Annotated in this window: 23 protein-coding genes; 20 read left to right on the forward strand and 3 right to left on the reverse strand. The window is 56.5% G+C overall.

The window, feature by feature from the left end; translation table 11 throughout:
* Positions 1-48 precede the first annotated feature (48 nt).
* The 5 genes from iaaH to ACORNT_RS04745 all read left to right on the forward strand — a co-directional run bounded on the left by iaaH (position 49) and on the right by ACORNT_RS04745 (position 5588).
* Complete coding sequence (gene iaaH, locus ACORNT_RS04725; protein ID WP_321396025.1) at positions 49-1458, forward strand: indoleacetamide hydrolase; 1410 nt, start codon at positions 49-51, stop codon at positions 1456-1458.
* A 14-nt stretch (positions 1459-1472) separates the two neighbouring features.
* Positions 1473-2570, forward strand: a complete 1098-nt coding sequence (locus tag ACORNT_RS04730) for a CaiB/BaiF CoA-transferase family protein (RefSeq protein WP_321396028.1) — start codon at positions 1473-1475, stop codon at positions 2568-2570.
* Between the two features lie 84 nt (positions 2571-2654).
* Positions 2655-3908 (forward strand): cytochrome P450, encoded by a 1254-nt coding sequence (locus tag ACORNT_RS04735; protein WP_321396031.1) that lies wholly within the window; start codon positions 2655-2657, stop codon positions 3906-3908.
* 30 nt (positions 3909-3938) lie between these two features.
* Entirely contained in the window at positions 3939-4424 is a 486-nt protein-coding gene (locus tag ACORNT_RS04740; RefSeq protein ID WP_321396034.1) for a MarR family winged helix-turn-helix transcriptional regulator, read from the forward strand.
* A 123-nt stretch (positions 4425-4547) separates the two neighbouring features.
* Complete coding sequence (locus ACORNT_RS04745; RefSeq protein ID WP_321396037.1) at positions 4548-5588, forward strand: LacI family DNA-binding transcriptional regulator; 1041 nt, start codon at positions 4548-4550, stop codon at positions 5586-5588.
* 24 nt (positions 5589-5612) lie between these two features.
* On the opposite strand, the gene ACORNT_RS04750 is transcribed toward ACORNT_RS04745, so the two are convergent.
* A complete protein-coding gene (locus tag ACORNT_RS04750) occupies positions 5613-7184 on the reverse strand; it encodes an NAD(P)/FAD-dependent oxidoreductase (RefSeq protein WP_321396042.1) in 1572 nt (523 codons plus the stop codon).
* Positions 7185-7446: 262 nt separating this feature from the next.
* On the opposite strand from ACORNT_RS04750, the gene ACORNT_RS04755 reads away from it, so the two are divergent.
* The 6 genes from ACORNT_RS04755 to ACORNT_RS04780 all read left to right on the forward strand — a co-directional run bounded on the left by ACORNT_RS04755 (position 7447) and on the right by ACORNT_RS04780 (position 14206).
* Positions 7447-9813: a TonB-dependent receptor gene (locus tag ACORNT_RS04755; protein ID WP_321396045.1), complete on the forward strand. Its 2367-nt coding sequence runs from the start codon at positions 7447-7449 to the stop codon at positions 9811-9813.
* Between the two features lie 20 nt (positions 9814-9833).
* Positions 9834-10454 (forward strand): hypothetical protein, encoded by a 621-nt coding sequence (locus ACORNT_RS04760; RefSeq protein ID WP_321396048.1) that lies wholly within the window; start codon positions 9834-9836, stop codon positions 10452-10454.
* A gap of 96 nt (positions 10455-10550) precedes the next feature.
* Positions 10551-11519: an AraC family transcriptional regulator gene (locus ACORNT_RS04765; protein WP_321396052.1), complete on the forward strand. Its 969-nt coding sequence runs from the start codon at positions 10551-10553 to the stop codon at positions 11517-11519.
* Positions 11520-11652: 133 nt separating this feature from the next.
* Entirely contained in the window at positions 11653-12438 is a 786-nt protein-coding gene (locus tag ACORNT_RS04770; RefSeq protein ID WP_321396055.1) for an SDR family oxidoreductase, read from the forward strand.
* A gap of 29 nt (positions 12439-12467) precedes the next feature.
* On the forward strand, positions 12468-13700 hold the full coding sequence (locus ACORNT_RS04775; RefSeq protein ID WP_321396058.1) for a styrene monooxygenase/indole monooxygenase family protein: 1233 nt from the start codon (positions 12468-12470) through the stop codon (positions 13698-13700).
* 23 nt (positions 13701-13723) lie between these two features.
* Complete coding sequence (locus ACORNT_RS04780) at positions 13724-14206, forward strand: flavin reductase family protein (RefSeq protein WP_321396061.1); 483 nt, start codon at positions 13724-13726, stop codon at positions 14204-14206.
* 7 nt (positions 14207-14213) lie between these two features.
* On the opposite strand, the gene ACORNT_RS04785 is transcribed toward ACORNT_RS04780, so the two are convergent.
* Positions 14214-15089 (reverse strand): helix-turn-helix domain-containing protein, encoded by an 876-nt coding sequence (locus ACORNT_RS04785; RefSeq protein ID WP_321396064.1) that lies wholly within the window; start codon positions 15087-15089, stop codon positions 14214-14216.
* Between the two features lie 165 nt (positions 15090-15254).
* Between ACORNT_RS04785 and pobA the strand changes: the two genes are divergently transcribed.
* Positions 15255-16430: a 4-hydroxybenzoate 3-monooxygenase gene (gene pobA, locus ACORNT_RS04790; RefSeq protein ID WP_321396067.1), complete on the forward strand. Its 1176-nt coding sequence runs from the start codon at positions 15255-15257 to the stop codon at positions 16428-16430.
* Positions 16431-16456: 26 nt separating this feature from the next.
* Here pobA and ACORNT_RS04795 read toward each other — a convergent pair whose 3' ends face one another.
* Positions 16457-17770, reverse strand: a complete 1314-nt coding sequence (locus ACORNT_RS04795) for a LysR family transcriptional regulator (RefSeq protein WP_321396070.1) — start codon at positions 17768-17770, stop codon at positions 16457-16459.
* 114 nt (positions 17771-17884) lie between these two features.
* On the opposite strand from ACORNT_RS04795, the gene ACORNT_RS04800 reads away from it, so the two are divergent.
* Genes ACORNT_RS04800 through ACORNT_RS04835 form a run of 8 tightly spaced genes read left to right on the forward strand, consistent with a single transcriptional unit; the run spans position 17885 to position 24738 of the window.
* A complete protein-coding gene (locus ACORNT_RS04800) occupies positions 17885-18586 on the forward strand; it encodes a 4-carboxy-4-hydroxy-2-oxoadipate aldolase/oxaloacetate decarboxylase (protein ID WP_420717542.1) in 702 nt (233 codons plus the stop codon).
* 8 nt (positions 18587-18594) lie between these two features.
* On the forward strand, positions 18595-19692 hold the full coding sequence (locus ACORNT_RS04805; protein WP_420717518.1) for a 4-oxalomesaconate tautomerase: 1098 nt from the start codon (positions 18595-18597) through the stop codon (positions 19690-19692).
* Positions 19689-20588, forward strand: coding sequence for an NAD(P)-dependent oxidoreductase (locus tag ACORNT_RS04810; protein ID WP_321396079.1), 900 nt, complete (start codon positions 19689-19691; stop codon positions 20586-20588). Before ACORNT_RS04805 ends, ACORNT_RS04810 begins: the two co-directional genes overlap by 4 nt.
* Complete coding sequence (locus tag ACORNT_RS04815; RefSeq protein WP_321396082.1) at positions 20582-21607, forward strand: amidohydrolase family protein; 1026 nt, start codon at positions 20582-20584, stop codon at positions 21605-21607. The genes ACORNT_RS04810 and ACORNT_RS04815 overlap by 7 nt, the downstream gene beginning before the upstream one ends.
* A gap of 8 nt (positions 21608-21615) precedes the next feature.
* Entirely contained in the window at positions 21616-22524 is a 909-nt protein-coding gene (locus ACORNT_RS04820) for an amidohydrolase family protein (protein ID WP_420717543.1), read from the forward strand.
* Complete coding sequence (gene ligA, locus ACORNT_RS04825; protein ID WP_321396089.1) at positions 22514-22903, forward strand: protocatechuate 4,5-dioxygenase subunit alpha; 390 nt, start codon at positions 22514-22516, stop codon at positions 22901-22903. Before ACORNT_RS04820 ends, ligA begins: the two co-directional genes overlap by 11 nt.
* Complete coding sequence (locus ACORNT_RS04830) at positions 22903-23745, forward strand: class III extradiol dioxygenase subunit beta (RefSeq protein WP_321396092.1); 843 nt, start codon at positions 22903-22905, stop codon at positions 23743-23745. Before ligA ends, ACORNT_RS04830 begins: the two co-directional genes overlap by 1 nt.
* A gap of 42 nt (positions 23746-23787) precedes the next feature.
* Positions 23788-24738 (forward strand): Gfo/Idh/MocA family oxidoreductase, encoded by a 951-nt coding sequence (locus ACORNT_RS04835; protein WP_321396095.1) that lies wholly within the window; start codon positions 23788-23790, stop codon positions 24736-24738.
* Positions 24739-24740: the final 2 nt, after the last annotated feature.

Consider the following 24740-nt stretch of genomic DNA (forward strand, 5'->3'; position numbering starts at 1 on the left):
TTTTTTTGTCTATAATTCTATTTTCTTCATATCCCGGGAGGAACGGCCATGACAATTCTTGAGCTGACAGCGGTGGAAGCCCTGCGCCGGATCAGAGATGGCGAACTGACTGTCGCAGACTATGCCCGCCATATTATCCAGCGCGCCGAAGAACAGTCGAATCTGAATGTTTTTATTACATTTGATCCGGACAAGCTTCTGGAAGCTGCCCGTAATGCGGACCGTATCCGCAAGGATGGCGCGGCCCGCGGGGCATTGTTCGGTCTGCCGATTGCCTTGAAAGACAATATTGATACCAGGGATTATGCGACGAGCGGCGGTACGGCGGCGCTCAGGGATCATCGGCCAACAGCCAATGCGCCGGTGGTGCAGAAACTCCTCGATCAGGGCGCCATTGTCGCCGGCAAAGCCAACCTGCATGAGCTGGCCATGGGCATTACCTCCAACAACGGTGTTTTCGGTGCGGTGCGCAACCCCTACAATCCGGATATGATTCCCGGCGGCAGCAGCGGCGGCAGCGCAGCGGCGGTGGCGGCAGGCATTGTGCCGGTGGCGCTTGGTACAGACACCGGCGGATCGGCCCGCATTCCCGGCGCGCTGTGCGGTGTGGTGGGTTTCCGGCCGACCATGGGCCGGTACGGCAGTGAAGGGGCGGTGCCCATTTCTCATACCCGCGACACCATCGGCACCTTTGCCCGCGGGGTCGAAGATATCATGCTGGTGGATGAAGCCATTACGTCCGAGGAATCTCTCGAGTCCCTCAAAAGTCTTGAGGGTGTTCGCATCGGCGTGCCGCGGACCTATTTCTATGAAAACCTGGAACCGGACGTGGCCGCGGCGGCGGAGAAAACTCTCGACCTGCTGCGGGAAAAAGGCGTCGTTCTGGTGGAGGCGGATATCCCCGATGTGGGACCGCTTGATGAAGCGGTCAGCTTCCCGGTGGTGCTCTATGAATTCCTGCCGGACCTGGAAAAATATCTCTGCCACAAGGGCTGCGAGATTACCATCGAGGAACTGGTGGCCGAGATCGGCAGCCCCGATGTAAAGGGCCTGAGTCTCTCCCTGATGGGGGAAGGCGCCATGCCGAAAGAAGCTTATAAAGCAGCGATCGAAATTCACCGCCCTGCCCTGCAGAAGGCCTATGCCGACTATTTCAGGGCCCAGAATGTGGCGGCGGTGATCTTCCCAACCACACCGCTCACCGCCCGGCCTATCGGTCACGATGAAACCGTGGAGCTGAACGGCGAACAGGTGCCGACCTTCGGTACCTTCATCCGCAACACGGACCCGGGCAGCAACGCGGGGCTTCCGGGCATCAGCCTGCCGGTTGGCCTGTCGTCCACGGGCCTGCCCATCGGCATGGAACTGGACGGGCCGGACGGCAGCGACCGGAAATTGTTGCAGGTGGCGGCAGCGATCCAGGCTGTGCTTGCCCCGATGCCGGCGCCGAAACTCTAGGCGGACGGAATGATATGGGGCCGTTGTCGGGGATCAGGATTATCGAATTCGAGGCCATTGGCCCGGCGCCCTATTGCGGCATGCTGCTGGCTGACCTGGGTGCCGACGTCATTCTGATAGAACAGGCGGAAACCGGATTGCAGGGCGATCCGGCGAAGGATCTGACCCGGCGTGGCAAACGGTCCATTGTCCTCGATCTGAAAGACAGGGACGATCTGGCTGTTGCCCGTGAACTCTGTCGCGGGGCTGATGTTCTGATTGAAGGCCGGCGCCCCGGCGCGATGGAACGTCTTGGCCTGGGTCCGGATGACCTGATGCCGGACAATCCAGGGCTTATTTATGGCCGGGTTACCGGCTGGGGGCAGGCGGGGCCGCTGGCTTCGGCGGCGGGACATGACATCAACTATATCGCCCTGTCAGGGATTCTCGGCGCGATCGGGGAGAAGGACAGGCCTCCGGTGCCGCCGCTTAACCTTGTGGGAGACTATGGTGGAGGATCGCTGTTCCTCGCCTTCGGCATTCTGGCGGCAATCATAGAGCGACAGCACAGCGGCAGGGGCCAGGTCATAGATGCGGCAATCACTGACGGGGCGGCGTCCCTGTCGACGATATTTTACGCCTTGATGGCCCAGGGCCGTTGGCAGGCGGAAAGAGGCCATAACTTGCTTGACGGCAGCGCGCCCTATTACCGCTGTTACGAGACACGGGACGGGAAATATATTTCCGTCGGGGCGATTGAACCCCGTTTTTATCGTGTGCTGCTGGAAAAGCTGGGCCTTGATCCTGCTGATTTCGAGCCGCAGAATGATCAAGCCAGATGGCCCGCTTATATCAAGCGTTTCGAGGAAGTTTTCAAAAGCCGGACCCGGATGGAATGGTGCGAGCTGCTTGAAGGAACCGATGCCTGTTTTGCGCCTGTCCTCGACTTTGAGGAGGCGCCGTTTCATCCTCATAACGCCTCCCGCCAGGCCCATATCGCTCAAAACGGCATCACCGCACCCGCGCCGGCACCGCGTTTCAGCAGAGCTATCGGAAAGGCTGACGGGGGTCTGCCGATGAAAGACCAGCACCGGGCTGAAATCCTGGCGGAGATCGGACCGGACAGGCGCTAGGCAGTGTCGGCCATTTACATGTTGACATATCAACATAGAATCGGGCATGCTTTATATGTTGATATATAAACATATAGGTGAGCCATGGGAGATTACGCAAATTCAACAGGTACCGGCTGTCCGCTTTCGGCCTTGTCCGATACCTTTCATCTGACCAATGAACAGTTGGAGGAAACCTTCCACAGGGCGCGGGCGGAACGTCCCGTCTTTTATCTGGAGGATATTGGTTTCTGGGCCGTAACGAAGTATGAGGACATCAAGGTTGTTCTCGGCGACAAAGAACGTTTCTCATCCGAAATAACCCTTGAACCGCTTGCGCCGGTGGCGCCTGAGGTTCTGCAGCTGTTTAAGGATCGGGGATTTTCGCCCCGGCCGACCCTGTCCAATAACGAGCGGGATGACCACGCCCGCATCCGTAATAATGCGCTCAAGGCCTTTTCCCCGGCGCGGATGAAAAAGCTCGAGCCCTATATCCGCCAGCTTGTGAATGAGGCCATCAACAGTTTCGAGGCGGACAAAAAAGCCGATCTGGTCCGCCAGATGGTGTATGAGCTGCCGGCACTGGTGCTGTTTAAACTTCTGGGTATTCCGGACGGGGACGTGCAGAAAATCAAGATGTGGGCGGACAGCCGGCTGATTCTGTCCTTCGGTCGCCCCTCGGTCGCTGATCAGCTTGTGGCGGCAGGTCATATGGCCGACTATTGGGACTATTGCCTGGCCCATGTGCGAAAACGGATGGAACACCCGGAAGACGATCTGCCGAGCGACATGCTGGCGACCCGCAATGGCGACGACAGTATCCTGACCGTGGAAGATATCAACAATGTGGTGTTCGGCTTGTTGCTGGCTGGCCATGAAACCACCACCAACATGTCGGGCAATGCGGTGCTCAGTCTGCTGGAAGACCTGAAAAACTGGGACGCCCTTGTCGCTGATCCTTCGCTCATAAAAAATGCGGTGGAGGAATGCCTCAGGTTCCGGCCCTCGGTGGTGGCCTGGCGACGGCTGGTGAAGGAACCGGTGGAGCTTTCCGGCGTGAAAATTCCGGCTGGCGAGCGGATTCTCTGTTACCTGCCGTCCGGCAACCGGGATGAAGAGGTTTTCGACAATGGCGAAGTCCTGGATCTTCATCGCAAGGATGCCCGCTCCCATGTTTCCTTTGGCTATGGCCGGCATTTCTGTCTCGGGGCGGCTCTGGCCCGCTTTGAACTTAAGGTTCTGCTGGAAGAGCTGACCAGACGGCTGCCCGGAGTGCGTCTTTGTGAAGGCCAGGATTTTGAAGCGGTGGAAGCCGTTCAGTTTCGCGGGCCCAAGGAACTCTGGATCGAGTGGGATTAACGGTTTATCCTGGACAATGAAAAGAGAAAAATGACCGACGACATAACCCCTTACAAACAAGTCAATGGACACAAGGTCCTGAATATTGAAAATGACTGCACCTATTTTTTTGTCGCCATAGCCAACCGGTTATCCAGCAGCGCATCCGCCCGGTATCGGAAAAAATTCGGCGTCGGCATTGTCGAATGGCGCTGCATGGTCATGCTGGCGATGGAGGAAGGGGTGAGTGCTGCCCGGATCAGCCAGGTCGGCGGCATCAACAAGGCTTTGGTCAGCCGCTCGCTGGCCCGGCTTGAGAAACTTGGTCATGTGCAGGACCATGAAGATACAAAGCGAAAACCCCGGCTCCTGCAATTCACAGAAAGTGGCAGGGCGCTATATGATCGAATGCTTGAACAGGCTCTGGAACGGGAAGAAAAATTGCGGGAGGGTCTTTCCGGTACCGAAGTCAGGGAACTTCTGAGAATGCTGCATATTGTTTCGGGAAATGTGAACAGGCTGGAAACGGAGCGCTGAGGCCTGTTAAAAAACCCGCACTATAAATAGCTGCCATATATATTATCGCGTGGTATTTATTTTCGGCTTGTATAATGTGTTAGCGCAATTCAGAATACTATAGAAGATAAGTAAAGTGGAAGTATGACCGGTAAAAGGGTGACAATCAAAGATCTGGCGAGGGCTGTCGGGGTGAATCCTTCGACGGTTTCACGGGCCTTGAATCCTTCAACACGGCATTTGATAACCGAAGAGGTTATCGAAAAAATTACCAGGGCCGCCGATGAAATGGGATATTTTCCCAACCGCATGGCGGCCGCGCTGGTACATAATAAATCCCATACCATCGGCCTGATTATCTCGACAATTACAAATCCCGTGTTTCCGCCTGTGGTTTGCGGACTTGAGGAGGTGTTGTACAAGGCCGGATATACATTGGTGACGATGAGCAGCAACAATATAGAGGATTATGAAAGAACGGCCTACGGGCGCATACGGGAACGCGCAATTGACGGCTGTATTTTGGCCTCGGCTGTCCGCCAGGATCCGGTTGTAGATGAATTTCTCAAGCAGGGCTTTCCCCTCGTTCTGGTCAACCGGATGACGGATCGTCAGGATGTGCATGCCGTGATCAATGACGATGAAGCCGGGATGCGGCTGGCCATTGATCACCTGACCGGCCTTGGCCATAGAAAGATCGCGCATATTACCGGCCCGATGGAGGTCTCCACCTGTTTTGCCCGCCTTCAGGGTTTCACGGCCAGTATGAAAAGCAAGGGGCTCTCCCCCGAATATGTGATGCACACAACAAGTTTCACGGCGGAAGCAGGTTTTCGGGCCATGAAAGAACTGCTCGCCCTGAAGGCGGATATCACGGCGGTGGCGGCCGGGAGCGACCTTCTGGCGCTTGGGTGTCTGGATGCCATTCGTGACGCGGGCTTGTCGTGCCCGGCGGACATTTCAGTTACGGGGTATAATGATATTCCCATGATGGACCGTATTTCACCGGCGCTTACAACTGTGACAGTCCCTCAGCTGGAAATCGGGCAAAAAGCTGCCGAGACCCTTCTTGCCCTGCTGGAGGGGACGGAAAAAGATGATGAGAAACGCGGCAATATTATCAAGGTAACGCCCTCACTCTCCATTCGGGAATCGACCCGCCCTGTCGGCTGGTGGTCTCCCTGACGGGGCTGTTGCTTCTTCTCTTTTTCAGAAATTCTGCGCCACCAGATAACCGGAGGTGCCGGCAAGACCCGGTCCCGGATGGGTGGAGGCGCCGATATGATAGAGCCCCCTGATGGGAGTCTCATGGTTCTTTGCGGATTTCAGCGGCCGCCACAGCATGAATTGTTCAATACCGCAGGACCCTGAATAGGGATCGCCGTTGACCAGGTTGACATTCTGTTGGGCCAGATCCCTGGGGGAGAGGATATGACGGCCGAGGATCATTTCCTTAAGTCCCGGAATATGGACGGCCAGACGATCGATGATACGGTCCGCATAGGCCTCTTTGGTGGCCTCGTCCCACAGGCCGTCGGCAGGCGGTGTGATTTCAGCGGCCGCATCCCCCCTGATGTGGAAGGGAAGTTCCTGAAGCTGCAGCCAGAGAATGGCTTTGCCGTCCGGTGCGCGGGAGGGATCAAGGGCGGTGGGCTGGGCGACGACAACGGTGGATTCATCGGGCAGGAGACCGCGCCGGGCCTGGTTGACCGAGCGGGAAACACTGTCCACGCCGGAAGACAGATGAACCATGGCGACATCATTCAGAGCCGGATCCGTCCACTCGGGCATTCTGTCCAGCGCCAGATGGATCTGCATATCACCGTTGCCGTAGCGATAGTTTGCCGCTTCCGTACGGGTGACGCCGGGGATATTTTCATCTTTCAGCAATGATCCATAAAGCTGGGTCGGGGTGACATTACAGATCACTGCCTTGCGGGCCTTGCAAACAACCCCGTCCGCCGTCTCCACGCCGGTTGTCCGGCCGTTTTCCACAAGAACCCGTTTGACATCCTGGCCGGTCATCAGGCTGCCGCCGTTTTTCTCGATAATGGCGCTGAGCGCCCTGACCAGATTTTCGCTGCCGCCTTTGACGATGGGCATGCCGGCCACTTCCAGGGTAAAGCTGATCAGTTTGCCCATCAGGCCGGACAGGGGACTGTCGGGTTCAAGGCCCGTATGCAGGATCCAGGGAGCGAAACAGGCTTTGATCTCGTCCGAACTGAAGTCAGCTTCAAGCCAGTTTCGGCAATTGTTCAGCGACAGGCCGAAAAAGGAACTGAGGCCGTGCAGTCCCCGGTTCCAGGCGGCTTTTACCAGCAGCTTCAGGGTGGAAAACTTCCACAGTTCGGCGCCCAGAAGGCCGAAAATCAGGTCGGTATTCTGCTCGATATCAGCCATGGAGCGAGTGTAAGCCTCGCCCTGGCCGGTGCCGAGTTTTTCCATGGCGGCGACATTTTCCTGCCGGTCCTTCCACAGGATAAAGTTCCGCCCGTCGGGCAGGACGGCGGCGGTGGGTTTATCCGTGTTGACATACTCCAGTCCGTTGGCGTGCAGTTCTTCTGCCAGTTCCGCATAGGCGGGCGAGGTCACAAACAGGGGGTGAAAGCCGGAAAATACGTCATGATGGAAGCCGGGCAGGGTCACTTCCGCGGTTTTGATGCAGCCGCCGATCCAGTCGTTCCGCTCCAGAACACAGACCTTGTGACCCTTGCGAGACAGCAACGCCGCCGCGACCAGTGAATTGATGCCGCTGCCGACAATGATAAAATCATAGTCCATGATGATGTCTCCCGCTGCCGTGATTATTGTCAGGCGACATTATTATGGGCGGAAAATTGATCGGCTATTCAGTTTGTGCAGGGGCTGTTTAGTTAGTGCAACAAAAGGAAGAATGAAGGATTTCAATGATCGAAATCAAGGCAAACCGGGCAGTCGCGAGATTCATGCAGTTTCTAAATAGTGTCTGCACTATGTGAATAGCGGGCCAATAAGAAAAGCAGAAATAATGCTCCCAACATAAAAAATATAAATGGAGCATCCCATGCATACACCATCTCTCAGAGGAAAAAAATTCGCCCTGACCCTGTCCTGCAGCCTGCTTGCCCTTGGCAACGTGGCGACGGCACAGGAAACGGCACCAACCAACGACACCGCCTGGTTGCTTGAAGAAATCACCGTGACGGCCCGGAAGCGGGAAGAGGGGCTGCAGAGCGCGCCGATCGCCATTTCTGCCTTTACCGGTGACGGGCTGGAATATCGCGGCGTGACCGATGTGGGCGAAATCGCCCAGTTCACCCCCAACCTGAGCTTCCAGAATAATCCGAGCTTTGGCGGCGCCAGCAATTCCGCCGCCATTTACATCCGCGGTGTTGGGCAGAAGGAATTTTTGCCGACCGTTGACCCGGGTGTGGGTCTTTATGTGGACGGTGTTTATATCGCTCGCTCCGTTGGCGGTATCCTGGATCTGGTTGATGTGGAACGTGTCGAGGTGCTGAAAGGCCCGCAGGGCACTTTGTTCGGCCGCAACACCATTGGTGGCGCCATTTCCATCACCACCAAAAAACCGCACGAGGAATTCGAGGGCAAGCTATCCGCCACTTATGGCACCGACGATCGCATTGACCTCAAGGGCTCCGTCAATATTCCTCTCTCCGATACGTTCTACAGCAAATTCTCTGTCGCTTACCTCAGCCAGGATGGCTATGTAATGCGCGACGACGGCATTGACCTGGGCGATGATGATACATTGTCCGGCCGCGCCTCTTTCCTGCTGGAAGCCAGCGATGATCTGGAAATCAGTTTCTCCATCGAGGGCAGCCGTGACCGCGAGAACGGTCCGGCCATGACCCTGATCGGCATCAATTACGCCGGTCCCATTGACCCGGATACGCCGCCCATGGCCACTATCCACAACGTCGGTGCGAGCCTGGCGGCTGGAGGACCGGCGGCCCCCTGCGCCTATCCGGGATCAACCCTGAATCTGGCCGTTCCTGGCTGCTACGACGACCGTTATGTTTACGATGGGGAAGAACGGAATTCCGGTACCGCGCTGGCCTATTCAAATACCGATTTCTGGGCCGCCAACCTGAATGTGGATTGGGCGCTCAGTGAAAATATCACACTGAAATCCATCACCGCCTATCGGGATCTGAGTGCCGAGTTCGCCCGGGACGGCGATCATTCACCCTTAAGGATTTCCCAGTTCCAGGATTTCCTCGAACAGGAACAGTTCACCCAGGAATTCCAGCTTCTCGGCACCGCCTTCGAAGATCGGCTGAACTGGATTGTTGGTCTCTATTATTTCAAGGAGACAGGCGACAACCGCAACGAGCTGGACTTTACCGTGTCCCGCTTCCGCTCCGGCGGCGCCTATGACAACCAGAGCCTGGCGGCCTTTGCCCAGGGCACCTATGATGTGACTGACACGTTCCATGTGACTGCGGGTATCCGTTACACAGACGAAACGAAGAAATTTACCCCGGACCAGATCATTCATGAGAACTATTTTGCCGGTTCCATGCATCCGCAGCTGGATGCGCCTTTCATGCAGGCCGGCGAACCTATCCTGCCTCATCTGGAAAAAGAACTGAGCTATGACGAGATCGATCCCTATCTGAACCTGTCCTGGGATGCGACCGACGACCTGATGCTCTATGCCAGCTATTCGGAAGGCTTCAAGTCAGGCGGTTTCTCCCAGCGGGTGTTCCCGCCTATCGTGGCGCCTTATACGGCTCCGGCCGGCACGCCGGATATTGATCTGATCCCGACCTTTGATCCGGAGTTCGTTCAGGTCTACGAGCTTGGCTTCAAATATACCGGCATGGATGGTCGCATGCGTCTCAACGGCGCCGCCTTCTATACCGACTATACGGACATGCAGGTGCAGGTCTTTACCAGTGTGGCGCCGATCACCAAAAATGCCGGTGCCGCCACCATCAAGGGTTTCGAGCTTGAGCTGCAGATGACACCGGCCGACGGCTGGTTTGTGGAGGCTGGTCTCGGGTATCTGGATGCGGGCTATGACGAGATTGATTTCGATACTACTTTTGTAGAGAAGACCAATCGTCTCGACCGGGTCTCCGACTGGTCGCTGAGTGCGGCGGTGTCGAAAGAGTTTGACCTTGGCAACAGCGGCTCCCTGGTCCCCCGGGTGGACTGGTCCTATCGTTCCGAGTTTGACAATGACGCCTTCAACACTCCCGAGCTACATCAGGGCGGCTACCATCTGCTGAATGCCAATATGACCTGGGAAAATGCGGATGAAACTATGGCTGTTGTCGTTGGTGTGAAGAACCTTACCGACGAAAAATACCTGCATACGGGAATTATCGGCGATGCCTTCCAGTCCTATGAAGGTCTCTATGACCGCGGACGGGAATGGTATCTCACCGGTCGCTTTAACTTCTGATCCAACTGAAAGCAACGGCCATGGCACGTGTTGAACTGATAGATCCCCGAAGCAGCGAAGATCCGGAAATCCGGGAGATTTGCGACTGGGTCACGGAAATGGAGGGCGACGTGCCCAATCATTTCCTGATCGAGATGAATTTCCCGGAATTCTTCAAGGCCAAGCTCGGCGCCACCAAAGTGCTGTGGCAGATGGGGGAGCTATCCCTGCCGGAAATTCAGCATGTGGGCATTGCCGTCTCCAAGGCCAACAGCTGTTCCTATTGTACGGCGGCTTTCTGTACCATCATGAATTACGGCATGGAGACTGACGAGGACTATACAAAGAGTTTTCTTGAAAACGGGGTAGAAGTAATCCTCGACGATCGCCTCAAGACAATTGTCAATTTTGCTCTCAGGGTGAACAAGGAAATGCATGACATCACTGATGGGGAGATTGCCGGTCTGCGCGAGGTCGGCCTGACCGACAGGGGTATTGTGCAGTTGGTGAACCTGGTCAGTGACTTTGCCTCCTACAACCGGCTTAATCTGGCGCTACAGACTGATTACGACTACCGGGATATGTGGCGTCAGGTGGGCTTTGACTGGACCCTGAAGGAAGGGGACAAGGAAGGCGATAATACGAGAGGCGTAAGACCATAAACTCAAAATTTCCGGGGGAAAATGCACAAGATAGTTAGGAGTCGCGAAAAAGGGGAAAATCAGGTATACTGCGTCAGGGCTTAAGGGATGGATCACATGAAAAGACCACTGGGAAAATTCAGTCTGTTCAATACACGCGACGCTGACGAGGCGCGCGAGATTGTCAGCCGGGTCTATTGCGATCACAGGCTCTTGCCGGAACAGGCAGGCGACATCAATGCCCGCCATAACCGGGCCCAGCTGTCCCGGGTGTCCCTCAATTATATGGAATATGGCGCCGATGTGGAGGTGGAGCCCGGCTACCTGAAGGATTTTTTCCTGTTCCAGCTGCCGCTCGAAGGGGCGGCGACCATCTGCACCAACAATGACGAATTTGTCACCTCCGGCGGTATCGCCTCGGCCATTAATCCGTCCGAATATACCAGGATGCGCTGGAACCGGGACTGCAAGAAACTGATGGTCCAGGTCAAGCGCGAGGCCATGGAAGAACGTCTTTCCCGCCTGCTGATGCATCCCATCGACCGGCCTATTCTTTTTCATCACGAGGTCAAGGGCGCCGACAATCCCCATGCCGGCAGCTGGTGGCGCCAGGTCTGGAACCTGGTGCATGAACTGGACAATGATCTTGATCCATGGCGGTCCCATTTCCTGCTCGAGGATCTGGAACGCAACCTTCTGACCAGCCTGCTGTTTTCCTTCAATCATAATTATATGGACCAGCTCCGGGCCCAGGATTCCACGGCCGCGCCGAAACATGTCAAACAGGTGGAGGACTATATCCTCGCGCATCTGAAGGACCACATCACCATTGACGACCTGGTCCGGGTATCCGGCGTCAGTTCCCGGTCCATCTATAACGGTTTCAAAAGCTTCCGGGGCACCACGCCGATGAAATATATCCTGCAGGCCCGGCTTGAAAAGGTGCGTCAGGAGCTGCTCAATCCCCTGCAGGAAAACAGCGTCACCCATATCGCCACCAAGTGGGGCTTTTCCCAGCTTGGCCGGTTCGCCGCCGCCTATAAAAAGGTTTATGGCGAGTCTCCTTCCGATACCCTGCGCAAATAAGTCTTTTTCTGGTCCTTTTTCCGGCCTTTCTGCCAATTGATTCACTAATCGCATAACCGTTTCGGTGTCTGCATAGCCCGCACAATTTGTTCTGCGTAAGCTTCCTTCATATTCATCAGACAAGGATTTTGATATGAAGGGACTAGCTGACAAAGTCGCAATCATTACCGGCGGCGCCACCCTGATCGGGGCGGCGGTCGTCAGGGCGTTTGTGGAAGAAGGCACCAGAGTGGTGCTTGCCGATATCAATGAAGAAGGCGGTCAGGCTGTGGCGGATGCCGCCGGCCCGGATGCCCTGTTTCTGAGAACAGACGTTACCTCCGACGAAGACCTGAAGGCCTGTGTGGATTTTGCGGTGGACAAGTTCGGCCGGCTTGATTTTGTGGTCAACCTGGCCTGTACCTATGAAGATGAAGGCATGAACAGTTCGCGGGAGCAATTCCTGCGCGCACTGAATGTCAATGTGGCCGGTGGCTTCATGCTGGTGCAGACTGCCCGCGAGCATCTTAAGAAAAACAAGGGCGCGGTGGTCAATTTCGGCAGCATCAGCGCCAAGGTGGCCCAGCCGGGCCGCTGTCTCTATCCCATGAGTAAAGGCGCCATTCACCAGCTGACCCGCAATGAAGCCCTGCTTCTGGCGGAAGACGGAATCCGCGTGAATACCGTATCTCCGGGCTGGACCTGGTGCGCCATTATGGATGAGGTATCCGGTCATGACCGCGCCAAGACCGATGAAGTGGCGGCGCCCTTCCATATGAGGGGTCGGGTCGGCAATCCGGAAGAGGTGGCCGATGCGGTACTCTTCCTCTGTTCCGACCAGTCGAGCTTCATTACCGGCGCCGATATTCCGGTGGATGGCGGGTACAGCGCCCTCGGCCCCGAGCAGCAGACAGATGCGCTGGCCAAGCTCGCGAACTGAAAATTCAAGACGATAAGGTGTAAAATATCATGAGAAAAATTACGATCATCGGCGCCGGCCAGTCCGGCCTTCTCCTTGGAATTGGCCTGAAGAAAAAAGGATATGATGTCACCATCGTGACCAACCGGACCGGGGACGAGGTGCGCAAGGGCAAGATCCTTTCCAGTCAGGCCATGTTTAACCAGTCTCTTGATATTGAACGGGAATTCGGGCTCAACTTCTGGGAAAACACCTGCCCCCATATTGACGGCATCGGCGTCGCCGTGGCCGGACCGGACGGCGGCAGGGCCATTGACTGGGCGGCGCGCCTGAAAACCGGATATGCCAATTCGGTTGACCAACGCCTGAAAATGCCGGCCTGGATGGAGGAATTCGAACGCCTCGGCGGCAGGCTGGTGATCGAGGATGTGACCCTCGAGGGGCTGGAAGATTATGCCGATGAGGCCGACCTGGTTCTGGTCGCCTCCGGCAAAGGCGACATTGGCAAAATGTTCGAGCGGGATGCGGAAAAAAGCACCTTCGACAAACCCATGCGGGCCCTGGGCCTGACCTATGTGAAGAATATGGTGCCCCGTGAGGAGTTCAGCGCGGTGTGTTTCAATATCATTCCCGGTGTGGGCGAATATTTTGTCTTTCCGGCCCTGACCACCTCCGGTCCCTGCGAGATTATGGTGTTTGAGGGCATTCCCGGTGGTGAAATGGACTGCTGGAAGGATGTAAAAAGTCCAGAGCAGCATCTGGAGGTGAGTAAATCCATCCTCGACAAATACCTGCCGTGGGAGGCCGAGCGCTGCCGCAATATCGAACTGACCGATGACAACGGCACCCTTGCTGGCCGGTTCCCGCCGACTATTCGCAAGCCTGTGGGTAAATTACCGTCCGGCAGGATCGTCATGGGCATGGCCGACGCCATCTGCCTGAATGACCCGATCACCGGTCAGGGATCCAACAATGCGACCAAATGCGCCAAGGTCATTTATGACCAGATCCTTGCCCAGGAAGACCGCGCCTTTGATGCCGACTGGATGAATGGCACATTTGATGCCTTCTGGGACTATGCAAAATACGTGGTTCAATGGACCAATGGCATGCTGTTGCCGCCGCCGGAACATGTGCTGAACCTGTTCGGCGCCGCCCAGGTTTCACCGGAGCTGGCGACCAAGATCGTTGACGGTTTCAATGACCCGCGGGACTTCTATCCCTGGTTCATGGAAGAAGCGGCCGCCAACGATTATCTGGCCGGCCTGAAGAAATCGGCCTGAGTGAAAAACGACGGGAGAAGCTGATGTCGGATATGCAGATCGGTGACGCCTTCAGGCAGGCCATGCGGCGGATGGCGGCGAGCGTCTCTATCGTGACGGCGGCCAGTGGGGAAGAAAGGGCCGGAGCGACGGTCAGTTCCGTGGTTTCCGTCAGCTTCGATCCGCTGTCCCTGCTGGTGTGTATTCATAAATCCTCCCGCTTTTACGACATGATCAACGGGCAGGACAGTTTCTGCATCAATCTTCTGGACCGCAGGCAGGCGGATATTTCGGACAAGTTCAGCCGGCCGGCCTCGGAAAGCGACCTGTTTGGAACAGGTGACTGGCAGCTGCATAACGGCCTGCCCTGGCTGAAGGGGGCGCAGGCGAATTTCTTTCTGGAAAAGAAGGAAACCTGCCATTTCGGTACCCATGCCATCATTATCGGAGAAGTCAGGGATATCTTTTATGCCGATGAGATATCGCCGCTGATTTATCTGAACGGCGCCTACACGGGAGCCTGCTAACGCCCGATCAGGCTCTTTTGGTAAAGGTCTGGCGGAATTCGGAAGGTTTTTTCCCGGTTTTTTCCCGGAAGAATTTGGAAAAATGGGCAGGATCTGAGAAGCCCAGATCGTAGGCAATTTCCGCAATGGTCAGGGAAGTATAGATCAACAGTCTTCTGGCTTCCAGAAGGCTGCGTTCTGTAACAAGTTCCGAGGCCGGCACATGCAGGACCTGGCGGCAGATGCGGCTCAGGTGTGTAGGCGTAATTCCCAGTCTGTCGGCATAACGGGCGACCGGCCAGCGCGCCTTGAATTGTTCATCGACCAGGGTCTGAAAATTCCTCAGGATAACCTGTTTCTGGTTTGCGGCTTCCTGCCGGGTTTCTTCTTCCGGGGGACAGGCACGAAAAATGCTGCAGGCGAGCAGTGTGACCATGCTGCGCACGAAAAGTCCCCTGGCGGCCTTGCTTGCCGCATGTTCCGTTTCAATGGCGGCAAACAGGCCCCTGAACTGGCCGGCGGTTTCCTCATCGCCCTGGAAAATCCTGATATTTGACAGATATTCCAGCACCTGGGGTTCCTCTTCCAGGATGCGCTGCAGGAAAGGGGTGGGGATGGTCAGAACCCAGCCCTCCGTATCCGGCAGGAATTCAAAGCCATGAACGGCCATGGGCGGCATGACAATGACAAGCCCATTGAGCAGGGGATGGTTCAGTTCCTCGATCAGGGCGCGACCGCCGCCCTTTGCGATGAAGAAAAACTGATGCAGGTTATGATGCCGGTGCGGACGGAATTTCCAGCCATGACGGAGGCTGCGGGCCCGGATGGACTCGATATGCAGATAGTCGGGGAAAATTTCCTCCCCCTGTTCCCCGTAAAGAACGAAATTTGGAATGTTATCCATCTGACTCCACGTTCCCATGCTGGAAATGTTCGATATATACAATTTTTTGTCATTCCTGTCTATTCCGGTTTTCCTGTTGGCAGATTACTATGAGCCATATCAATAATGCAGGCGGTTCCCGGCGGGCGCTGGTTCTGCATAGCTTTACACAGGGAAGGCGAGAGTATGAGAACTCAGGTTGGAATTATCGGCGGCGGTCCTTCGGGTCTTATTCTGTCCCAGCTGCTGCATCTGCAGGGCATTGAAAGTGTCGTTCTGGAAAGAAAAACCATGGACTATGTGCTGACCCGTATCCGGGCCGGTGTTCTGGAGCAGGGGTGTGTGGATCTTCTTCGGGAAGCCCGGGTTCATGAGCGCATGGACAGGGAGGGTTATGAGCATGGCGGGTTCGATATCGCCTTTCAGGGCGCCTGTCACCGGGTCGACCTCAAGGGTCTGACCAAGGGCACCGGCGTTATGGTGTATGGCCAGACCGAGATTACCCGCGACCTGATCGACGCCCGTCGCGCAGCCGGCGGGACCATCATTGAAGAGGCCGATGTGATCGGTGTGGAGGACGCCGAAACCAACAGTCCGGTAATCCGCTATCGCAAGGACGGGCAGGAACATACGCTGACCTGTGATTTCGTTGCCGGTTGTGACGGTTATCATGGCGCCAGTCGCCGGGCGATCCCTTCCCGGTTGCTGAAGACCTTTGAAAAAGTTTATCCCTTTGGCTGGCTCGGCATCATGTCCGAAACACCCCCGGCGGCCGATGAGCTGATCTATACCCGGCATGAGCGCGGCTTTGCCCTGTGCAGCATGCGTAACGCAAATCTCAGCCGCCACTATATCCAGTGTTCCCTGGATGACAAGGTTGAGGACTGGTCGGATGACCGCTTCTGGGACGAGCTGCGTCGCAGGCTGCCGGAAAATGTGGCCGAAACCCTGGTCACCGGCCCGTCCATCGAGAAAAGCATTGCGCCCCTGCGCAGTTTTGTCTGCGAGACCATGCGCCATGGCCGCCTGTTTCTGGCCGGCGATGCGGCCCACATCGTGCCGCCGACCGGGGCCAAGGGCCTGAACCTGGCGGCGTCGGATATCTATTTCCTGTCTCGTGGTCTGATTGAATATTACAAGAACGGCAGCGAAGCCGGGCTGGATGTCTATACCGCCAAGGCCCTTCGCCGGGTGTGGATGGCAGAGCGTTTTTCCTGGTGGATGACTTCGCTGCTGCATAATTTCCCGGAAACCGGCGGCTTCGGCAGTCGCATGCAGGATGCGGAACTGGATTATATGTTCGGTTCAGAAGCGGCCATGATGTCACTGGCAGAGAATTATGTAGGACTTCCCTACGAGTAAGGCTTACTCCCTTAAGCCGGCCTCCCTTAAGCCGACTGCGGTCCCCGGGTGCTTCCCCCCGGGGGCCGCATTTCTTTCTGCGGTTCTTCCAGGGCAAGTCGCTTGATAATATCCACCAGCCGCTGCTGGGCAAAGGTTGGGTGCCAGTCCCTGCGGGTAAACAGCATGATCGGGCGTTCGGTTTCCTCCCGGTTGGCCAGATGTCGGGATAGCAACAGACCGGTGCGTAATTCATAGCGGGCCTGGGCGTCTGACAAAAGCATCAGCCGGTCGTCATTCATCAGCAGGACCCGCGAGGCGCTTAAGCTATTGCATTCGACGATATCCTCCGGCGGGGTCAGGCCCTTTTCTTCAAACATCAGGTCAAAATGCCGGCGCAGCGGTGAATCCGCCCGCGGCGCCACCCAGGGAAATTCTTTCAGCCGGTCGACGGTAAGCCTTTCCACATCGGCCAGCGGATGCCCCGGGCGCATCAGGATTGACAGAGGATCGTTGAACAGGTGGGACTGGATCACGCCCTGGGAGGCAAGGTCCCGTCGTGCGGCCCCGATCAGAAAGTCAATGGCCCCACGTTTCAGGTCATGAAGCAAGGTTTCAAACGGGCCTTCGACAATGGCGACACGGTGGCCTTTGTTTTCCCGGCAGAAAATACTGATGGCCTGGGGAGCAAGATGACTGCGGGCCAGCGGCATGGCGCCGACAGTGATGTTGCCGGTGCCGGTGCCGTGCAGGGCGGCAATTTCGGAACGGGCCTGTTCCAGTTCTGAAAAGGCAAGCTGGATCTTCTGGGCAAAACGGGCGGCGGTTCTTGTCGGTTTGATGCCGAAACTGGTCTGCTCAAAGAAGGTCTGGCCGACGATCCGTTCAAGATCGCGGGCGGCCCGGTGGATGGTCGGTACGGCAATACCCGTCGCCCGGGCGCCGGCGGAAAAGCTGCTGTATTCGGTGATGGCGACCAGGGCCTGTAACTGGGAGGACGTTATGGATCGTTCAATGCGGGCCCGTTCCCTGCGATCAAGGCCTGGTAATTCAGCAATGGCTTCCATCAGGTGCTCGAAGACTCGCTTCACACGTTTTTTCAGGATTTCTCCACTGTCGGTGAGAAAAGTGCCGGTGCGTTGCCGGATGCAAAGATCGGTGCCAAAATATTTTTCCAGATTACTTAAACCTTGGGTAACGGCAGGCTGGGACAGGCCGATTTCCTCAGCCGCCGCGGTCAGGGTTCTGCCCTCCGCCAGGAGGCCGAAGATCCTTATGTGCCGCAGGTTTGGAATCAATTGGGCGCTATTGTTCTGTATCTTGTCCATTGTGCTTGTATTTTGCCGTTGTGAACGGGTCATATATACATACCTTTAGCATTTTTTTATGGATAAATACAATTATCTATTGGCGTTGCGGCCCGGGAGATGACAGACTCCGCCCATCTCAATCAATTTATTCATACAGAGGGTGCCATGGGAGTCGTTGTAACCAATATCAAACGAACCGAGAAATCGGTCGTGGAAGCCTATCAGCAGGGAAAATACGGTGTTGCCACTGTGCATGAAGCACAGGGCCGCAAGGGCCTTCTTGCACCGAATATCAACCCGATCTATCGGGGGGCCTATATCGCCGGCACCGCAGTGACCATCAGTGCGCCGCCCTGCGATAACTGGATGATCCATGTGGCGGTGGAACAGTGTCAGCCGGGTGATGTGCTGGTTCTGGCGCCGACGTCTTATTCCGACGCCGGTTATTTTGGCGACCTCCTGGCCACCAGCCTGAAGGCACGCGGCGTGCTTGGTCTGGTGATTGATGCCGGTGTGCGCGACACCAAGGATCTGGAAGAAATGGGTTTTCCGGTCTGGTCCAAATGCGTTTTCTCGCAGGGGACGATCAAGGAAACCCTCGGCAGCGTCAATGTGCCGGTAGTCTGCGCCGGTGCCCATATAAACCCGGGCGACCTGATCATCGCAGATGATGATGGTGTGGTTGTTGTGGCCCGCGAGGAAGCCGCCGACATCCTGGAGAAATCCCGCCAACGTGAAGCCAACGAAGAAGAAAAGCGTGAAAAGCTGGCGGCCGGCGTACTTGGTCTCGACATTTACAAAATGCGTGAGCGCCTGGAAGAAAAAGGCCTCAAATATATTGACCAGAAAGACTACCTCAAAGATTAGGGAAACACTTGATGTTGACAGCCATTCCAGCCACATTGATGCGCGGCGGTACTTCCAAGGGCCTTTATTTTGACAGGAGTGTGTTGCCGTCAGATGAAGAGACCCGCAACCGGGTGCTTCTGGCGGCCATGGGGTCGCCGGACGTGCGCCAGATCGATGGCGTCGGCGGCGCCCATCCGCTGACCAGCAAGGTGGCGGTAATTTCCCGTTCCGAACGGGAGGATGCCGATGTGGATTACCTGTTTTTGCAGGTGGTGGTCGACAAGGCGGAAGTGAGCGACAGCCAGAACTGCGGCAATATCCTTGCCGGCGTTGGTCCCTGGGCCATCGAAAATGGTTTGATTGACGCCGTGGACGGCACCACCTCGGTCCGTATCCATATGGTCAATACAGGCAGCATATCAGTCGCCCATGTGCCGACACCGGGCGGGCAGGTGGAATATGAGGGCGAGGCCCGCATTGACGGCGTACCCGGTACGGCTGCGGCGATCCCCATGGACTTCCTTGATGTGGCCGGGTCCTCTTGCGGGGCGCTTTTGCCGACGGGCAACATTGTTGACCTGGTGCAAGGCATCGAGGTCACCTGTGTGGATAATGGCATGCCGGTGGTTTTGCTCAAGGCGGCCGACTTTGGTCTCGGCGGCACGGAAACACCCGAGCAGCTGGAAAATAATGCGGAGCTGAAGGAGCGGATTGAAAATATCCGCCTGGAAATCGGTCCGAAGATGAACCTGGGCGACGTCAAGGCCAAAACGGTACCGAAAATGACCCTGATTTCCCCGCCGCAAAACGGGGGTGTCGTTTCCACCCGCAGTTTTATTCCCCATAGGGTCCATGAAGCCATTGGCGTTCTGGGCGCGGTCAGTGTGGCGACGGGCTGTGTGTTGCCGGGGTCGGTGGCGGACGGCATTGCGGAACTGCCGGTGTCTTCCGATGGCGCGCAACGACTTGATGTGGAGCATCCCACGGGGTTCTTCACCGTGGATATGGATGTGACGGTGAACGGCAGTGACGTGGATGTCAAACGGTCTGCCCTGCTGCGCACGGCCCGCAAGCTGATGCGGGGTGAAGTCTATATCCCCTCAAAGGTCTGGGACGGCAAATGAGCGAGATTTCAAAAATCTGCCTGCTTGGCTTCGGTGAAGTGGGTCAAACCCTGGCCGAGGATTTCCTGTCGTCAGGTGGCATTTCCCTTTCTGCATGGGACATCCTGTTTTCCGACCGGGGCAGCATTCCTTCGCGCGGACTGAATGGGAAACAGGTGCTCGAGGGTATGGGAGCCGTGGATGCGGTGACCGGCGCGGATCTGGTGATCTCAGCCGTGACCGCGGCGGAAACGGTGAAGGCGGCGCAGTCTGTTGCTGCCGGACTTGCCCCGGGGACCTGGTATGTGGATATGAATTCGGCCTCCCCCGGCATGAAACAGGAGGCCGCCCGGCTGATCAATGATGCCGGCGGCCGCTATGTTGAGGCGGCGGTGATGTCGCCGATCGGGCCCAAACGTATTGCCACAAGCATCCTGCTGGGCGGTCCCCATGCGGACGGCTTTGAGCCGCTGGCAAATGAGCTCGGGTTTATCGGCATGAAAGTTTTTTCAGACCAGTACGGCAAGGCGTCGGCGGCCAAGATGTGCCGGAGTGTTGTGGTCAAGGGCGTGGAAGCGATCCTGACAGAATCCCTGTTGTCCGCCCGCCATTATGGCGTCGAGGAGACGGTTGTGAATTCCCTCAACGACCTGTTTCCGGGACCGGACTGGCAGAAACTGTCCCGCTATATGATTTCCCGCTCGCTGGAACACGGCAAACGCCGGGCCGAGGAAATGCGGGAAGTGGCGCGCACGGTCAAGGATGCGGGTATCGAGCCACTGATGAGTGCGGCTTCCGCCGAACGTCATGACTGGGCGGCCCTGCGCAAAGCGGCCCTGAAAGAGGAGGATCTGGCGGATATGCTGGATGCCATAATGAAGATTTCACCAGACAGCGAGGAGAAACTGCCATGCTGATAATTGATTGTCACGGTCACCAGACCATTGTGCCCAAGGCCCATCTTGACTATCGCGCGGCCCAGAAGGCGCACCTTGCAGACCCGTCCCTGCCAAATCCGATTTTGCCGGAGATGAGCGACGATGAAATCCGCGAGGGCATTGAAGCCAACCAGCTCAAACTGGTAAAGGAGCGGGGCGCCGACCTGACCCTGTTCAGCCCCCGGGCTTCCGCGATGGAACCCCATGTGGGCGATGCGGAAACCTCGAAAAACTGGTCCATTGCCTGCAACAACCTGATTCACCGGGTGACCCAGCTGTTTCCTGACACTTTCATCGGTGTCTGCATGCTGCCGCAGACCCCTGGCGGTTCGCTGGACAATAGTATTGCCGAGCTGGAGCGCTGTGTGACCGAGCTTGATTTTGTCGGCTGTAACCTGAACCCGGATCCGTCCGGTGGCCACTGGACGGCGCCACCGCTGACCGACCGTTACTGGTACCCGATCTACGAGAAAATGGTGGAGCTGGAAGTTCCCGCCATGGTCCATGTGTCCGGGTCCTGTAACCCGACCTTCCATGCCACCGGGTCCTATTACATCGCGGCGGACACCAATGCTTTCATGCAGTTCCTGCAGGGCAACCTGTTCAAGGACTTTCCGGATCTGAAATTCGTCATCCCTCATGGCGGTGGCGCCGTGCCCTATCACTGGGGTCGTTACCGGGGGCTGGCCGACATGCTGAAACAGCCGCCGCTGGATGAGCATGTGATGAAAAACATCTATTTCGATAGTTGTGTCTATCATCAGCCGGGTATCGATCTGCTGTTTGACGTGATCGACATCGACAATATCATGTTCGGGTCGGAAATGGTTGGCGCGGTGCGCGGTATCGATCCGCAGACCGGTCAGTATTTCGATGATACGAAACGTTATCTCGACAACCTCAACTTGTCTGATGAAGACCGTTACAAGGTGTTCGAGGGCAATGCCCGCCGTGTTTACCCGCGTCTTGACGCCTTGCTCAAAAAGAGGGGGAAATGAGCCAGAATATGCCAAAGTTTGAGAAAACGCCGGGTTGGCTGGACTGGTTCCAGAATCCGTCAAAGCCAAGCTATGTGCCGCCGCCGGGGGCTGTGGACGCCCATTGTCACGTCTTCGGGCCGGGGGATGAATTTCCCTTCGCCCCGGAACGGAAATATACCCCCTGCGATGCCTCGAAAGACCAGCTCTTCGCCCTTCGCGATCATCTGGGCTTCAGCCGCAATGTGATTGTCCAGGCGACCTGCCACGGGGCGGACAACCGGGCGCTTGTGGATGCCATCGCCCATTCCGACGGCAAGGCCCGCGGTGTGGCCACGGTTAAACCTGACGTCAGTGACGAGGAACTGCAGGCACTGCATGAGGCCGGTGTACGCGGGGTGCGCTTCAACTTTGTCAAACGCCTGGTGGATACTCTGCCGCGGGAACCTTTGATGAAAATTGCCGAGCGTATCAAGCCGATGGGCTGGCATATTGTCATTTATTTCGAAGCCGGGGAATTGCCGGAGTTGTTTGATTTTTTCACCTCCCTGCCGACGACTGTGGTGGTGGATCATATGGGTCGCCCCGATGTGACGAAGCCCATTGATGGTCCCGGGTTCGAGCTGTTCCTTGAGCTTCTGCGGGAGAATGAAAATTTCTGGTCCAAGGTATCCTGCCCGGAACGTCTTTCGGTCGAGGGCCCGCCCCTTTACAGCGATGTGGTGCCATTCGCCCGCCGCGTGGTGGAGGAGTTCCCTGACCGTGTTCTGTGGGGTACGGACTGGCCCCATCCAAATCTTAAATCACACATGCCCGATGATGCGTGGCTTGTGGATGTGATTCCGCATATTGCGCCGACCAAGGAGCTGCAAAGAAAGCTTCTTGTTGACAATCCCATGCGATTATACTGGCCTGAGGAGATAAACAATGGCTCTTGATAAACCCTATGCAGATGTCCCCGGGACAACAATTTTCGATTCAGACATGGCCCGCAAAGGTTATCACCTGAACCAGTTCTGCATGTCCCTGATGAAGGCGGAGAACCGGGACCGGTTCAAGGCCGACGAACGGGCCTATCTTGACGAATGGCCGATGACCGAGGAACAGAAGCAGGCGGTTCTGGACCGGGACTATAACCGGGCACTTGCGCTTGGCGGCAATATCTATTTTCTGGCCAAGATCTTTTCCACGGACGGTCTCAGCTTCCAGTATGCGGCGGCCAGCATGACCGGAATGACCCAGGAAGAATATGCAGACATGATGATGCACGGTGGCCGTAGCCCCGAAGGCAATCGCTATAAAGAGGAGAAGGAATAATGGCACGTATTACCGCAGGTGTCGGAAGTTCGCACGTTCCGCTGATCGGTCGTGCTATTGATACGGGAAATACCCAGGACGACTACTGGAAGCCGCTTTTTGACGGTTATGAATTTACCCGGAAATGGGAAGAACAGGAAAAGCCGGACGTGGTGATCCTGGTCTATAACGACCATGCGTCTGCCTTTGACATGAAAATGATCCCGACCTTTGCCATCGGCACAGGGGAACACTTCAAGCCGGCTGACGAAGGTTTCGGCCCGCGCCCGGTTCCCGATGTGGAAGGCGCGCCGGATCTGGCCTGGCATGTCGCCCAGTCGGTGATCCAGCAGGATTTCGACCTGACCATCGTCAATGAAATGGATGTGGATCACGGCCTGACCGTGCCGCTGTCACTGATGTTTGGCCAGCCTGAGAAATGGCCCTGCAAGGTCATTCCTCTGGCCGTCAATGTGGTGGTCTATCCGGTGCCGAACGGCCGCCGTTGCTACAACCTGGGCAAGGCGATCCGCAACGCGGTGGAAAGCTTTGACGAGGATCTGAATGTGCAGATCTGGGGCACCGGCGGCATGAGCCACCAGCTGCAGGGTCCGCGCGCCGGTCTGATCAATAAGGAATGGGACCTGTCTTTCCTCAATCGTCTGGCTGACAAGCCGGAGGAACTGGCTGAAATTCCCCATGTGGAATATATCCGCGAAGCCGGTTCCGAAGGGATCGAACTGGTGATGTGGCTGATCATGCGCGGCGCCCTGACCGATAAAGTCAAGGAACTGCATCGTCACTATCACGTTCCGGCCTCGAACACGGCCGTGGGTCATATTGTTCTTGAAAGCCAGTTTTAACTGAAAAGACCAACTTCAACTGAAAAGAGAAAGAGGTTTGACATGAAAATTGTTCTCGCAGGCGCCGGTGCATTCGGATTGAAGCACCTGGACGGCCTAAAAAATATTGACGGGGCGGAAGTTGTCTCCGTTGTCGGCCGTAACCTCGAGCCGACACAGAAAGTTGCCGACGATTACGGTATTCCCCATGCCACCACTGATCTGGCCGAGGCTCTCGCACAGCCGGGCGTGGATGCCGCCATTCTCTGTACACCGACCCAGATGCATGCCGCACAGGCCATTCAGTGCATGAAGGCCGGCAAACATGTGCAGGTGGAAATTCCATTGGCGGACAACTGGGAAGATGCGGAAGCTGTCATGAAGATGCAGCAGGAAACCGGTCTGGTCTGCATGGTCGGCCATACCCGCCGTTTCAACCCTTCTCATCAGTATGTGCATAACAAGATTGTCGCCGGTGAGATTGCCGTTCAGCAAATGGATGTGCAGACCTATTTCTTCCGCCGCAAGAATATCAATGCGAAGGGGGAGCCGCGCTCCTGGACAGACCATCTCCTGTGGCACCATGCCGCCCACACCGTTGATCTGTTCCAGTATCAGACCGGCGAAAGGGTTGTTAGGGCCAATGCGATCCAGGGTCCTATGCATCCGGAACTGGGAATTGCCATGGATATGTCGATCCAGCTGAAGACGGAAGGCGGCAAGATCTGTACCCTGTCACTGTCCTTCAACAATGACGGCCCGATCGGAACCTTCTTCCGGTATATCTGTGACAACGGCACCTATCTTGCCCGCTACGATGATCTGGTGACCGGCCATGAAGAACCCATTGACGTGTCCAAAGTGGATGTTTCCATGAATGGTATAGAATTGCAGGACCGTGAGTTTGTGGCGGCGATCCGTGAAGGCCGCGAGCCGAATTCCAGCGTCGGCAAGGTCCTTCCCTGTTACCGGACTCTTTACGAGCTTGAACAGAAACTGAACGCACAGGGATAAGG

It is taken from the genome of Emcibacter sp. (assembly GCF_963675455.1).
GTDB lineage: Bacteria > Pseudomonadota > Alphaproteobacteria > Sphingomonadales > Emcibacteraceae > Emcibacter.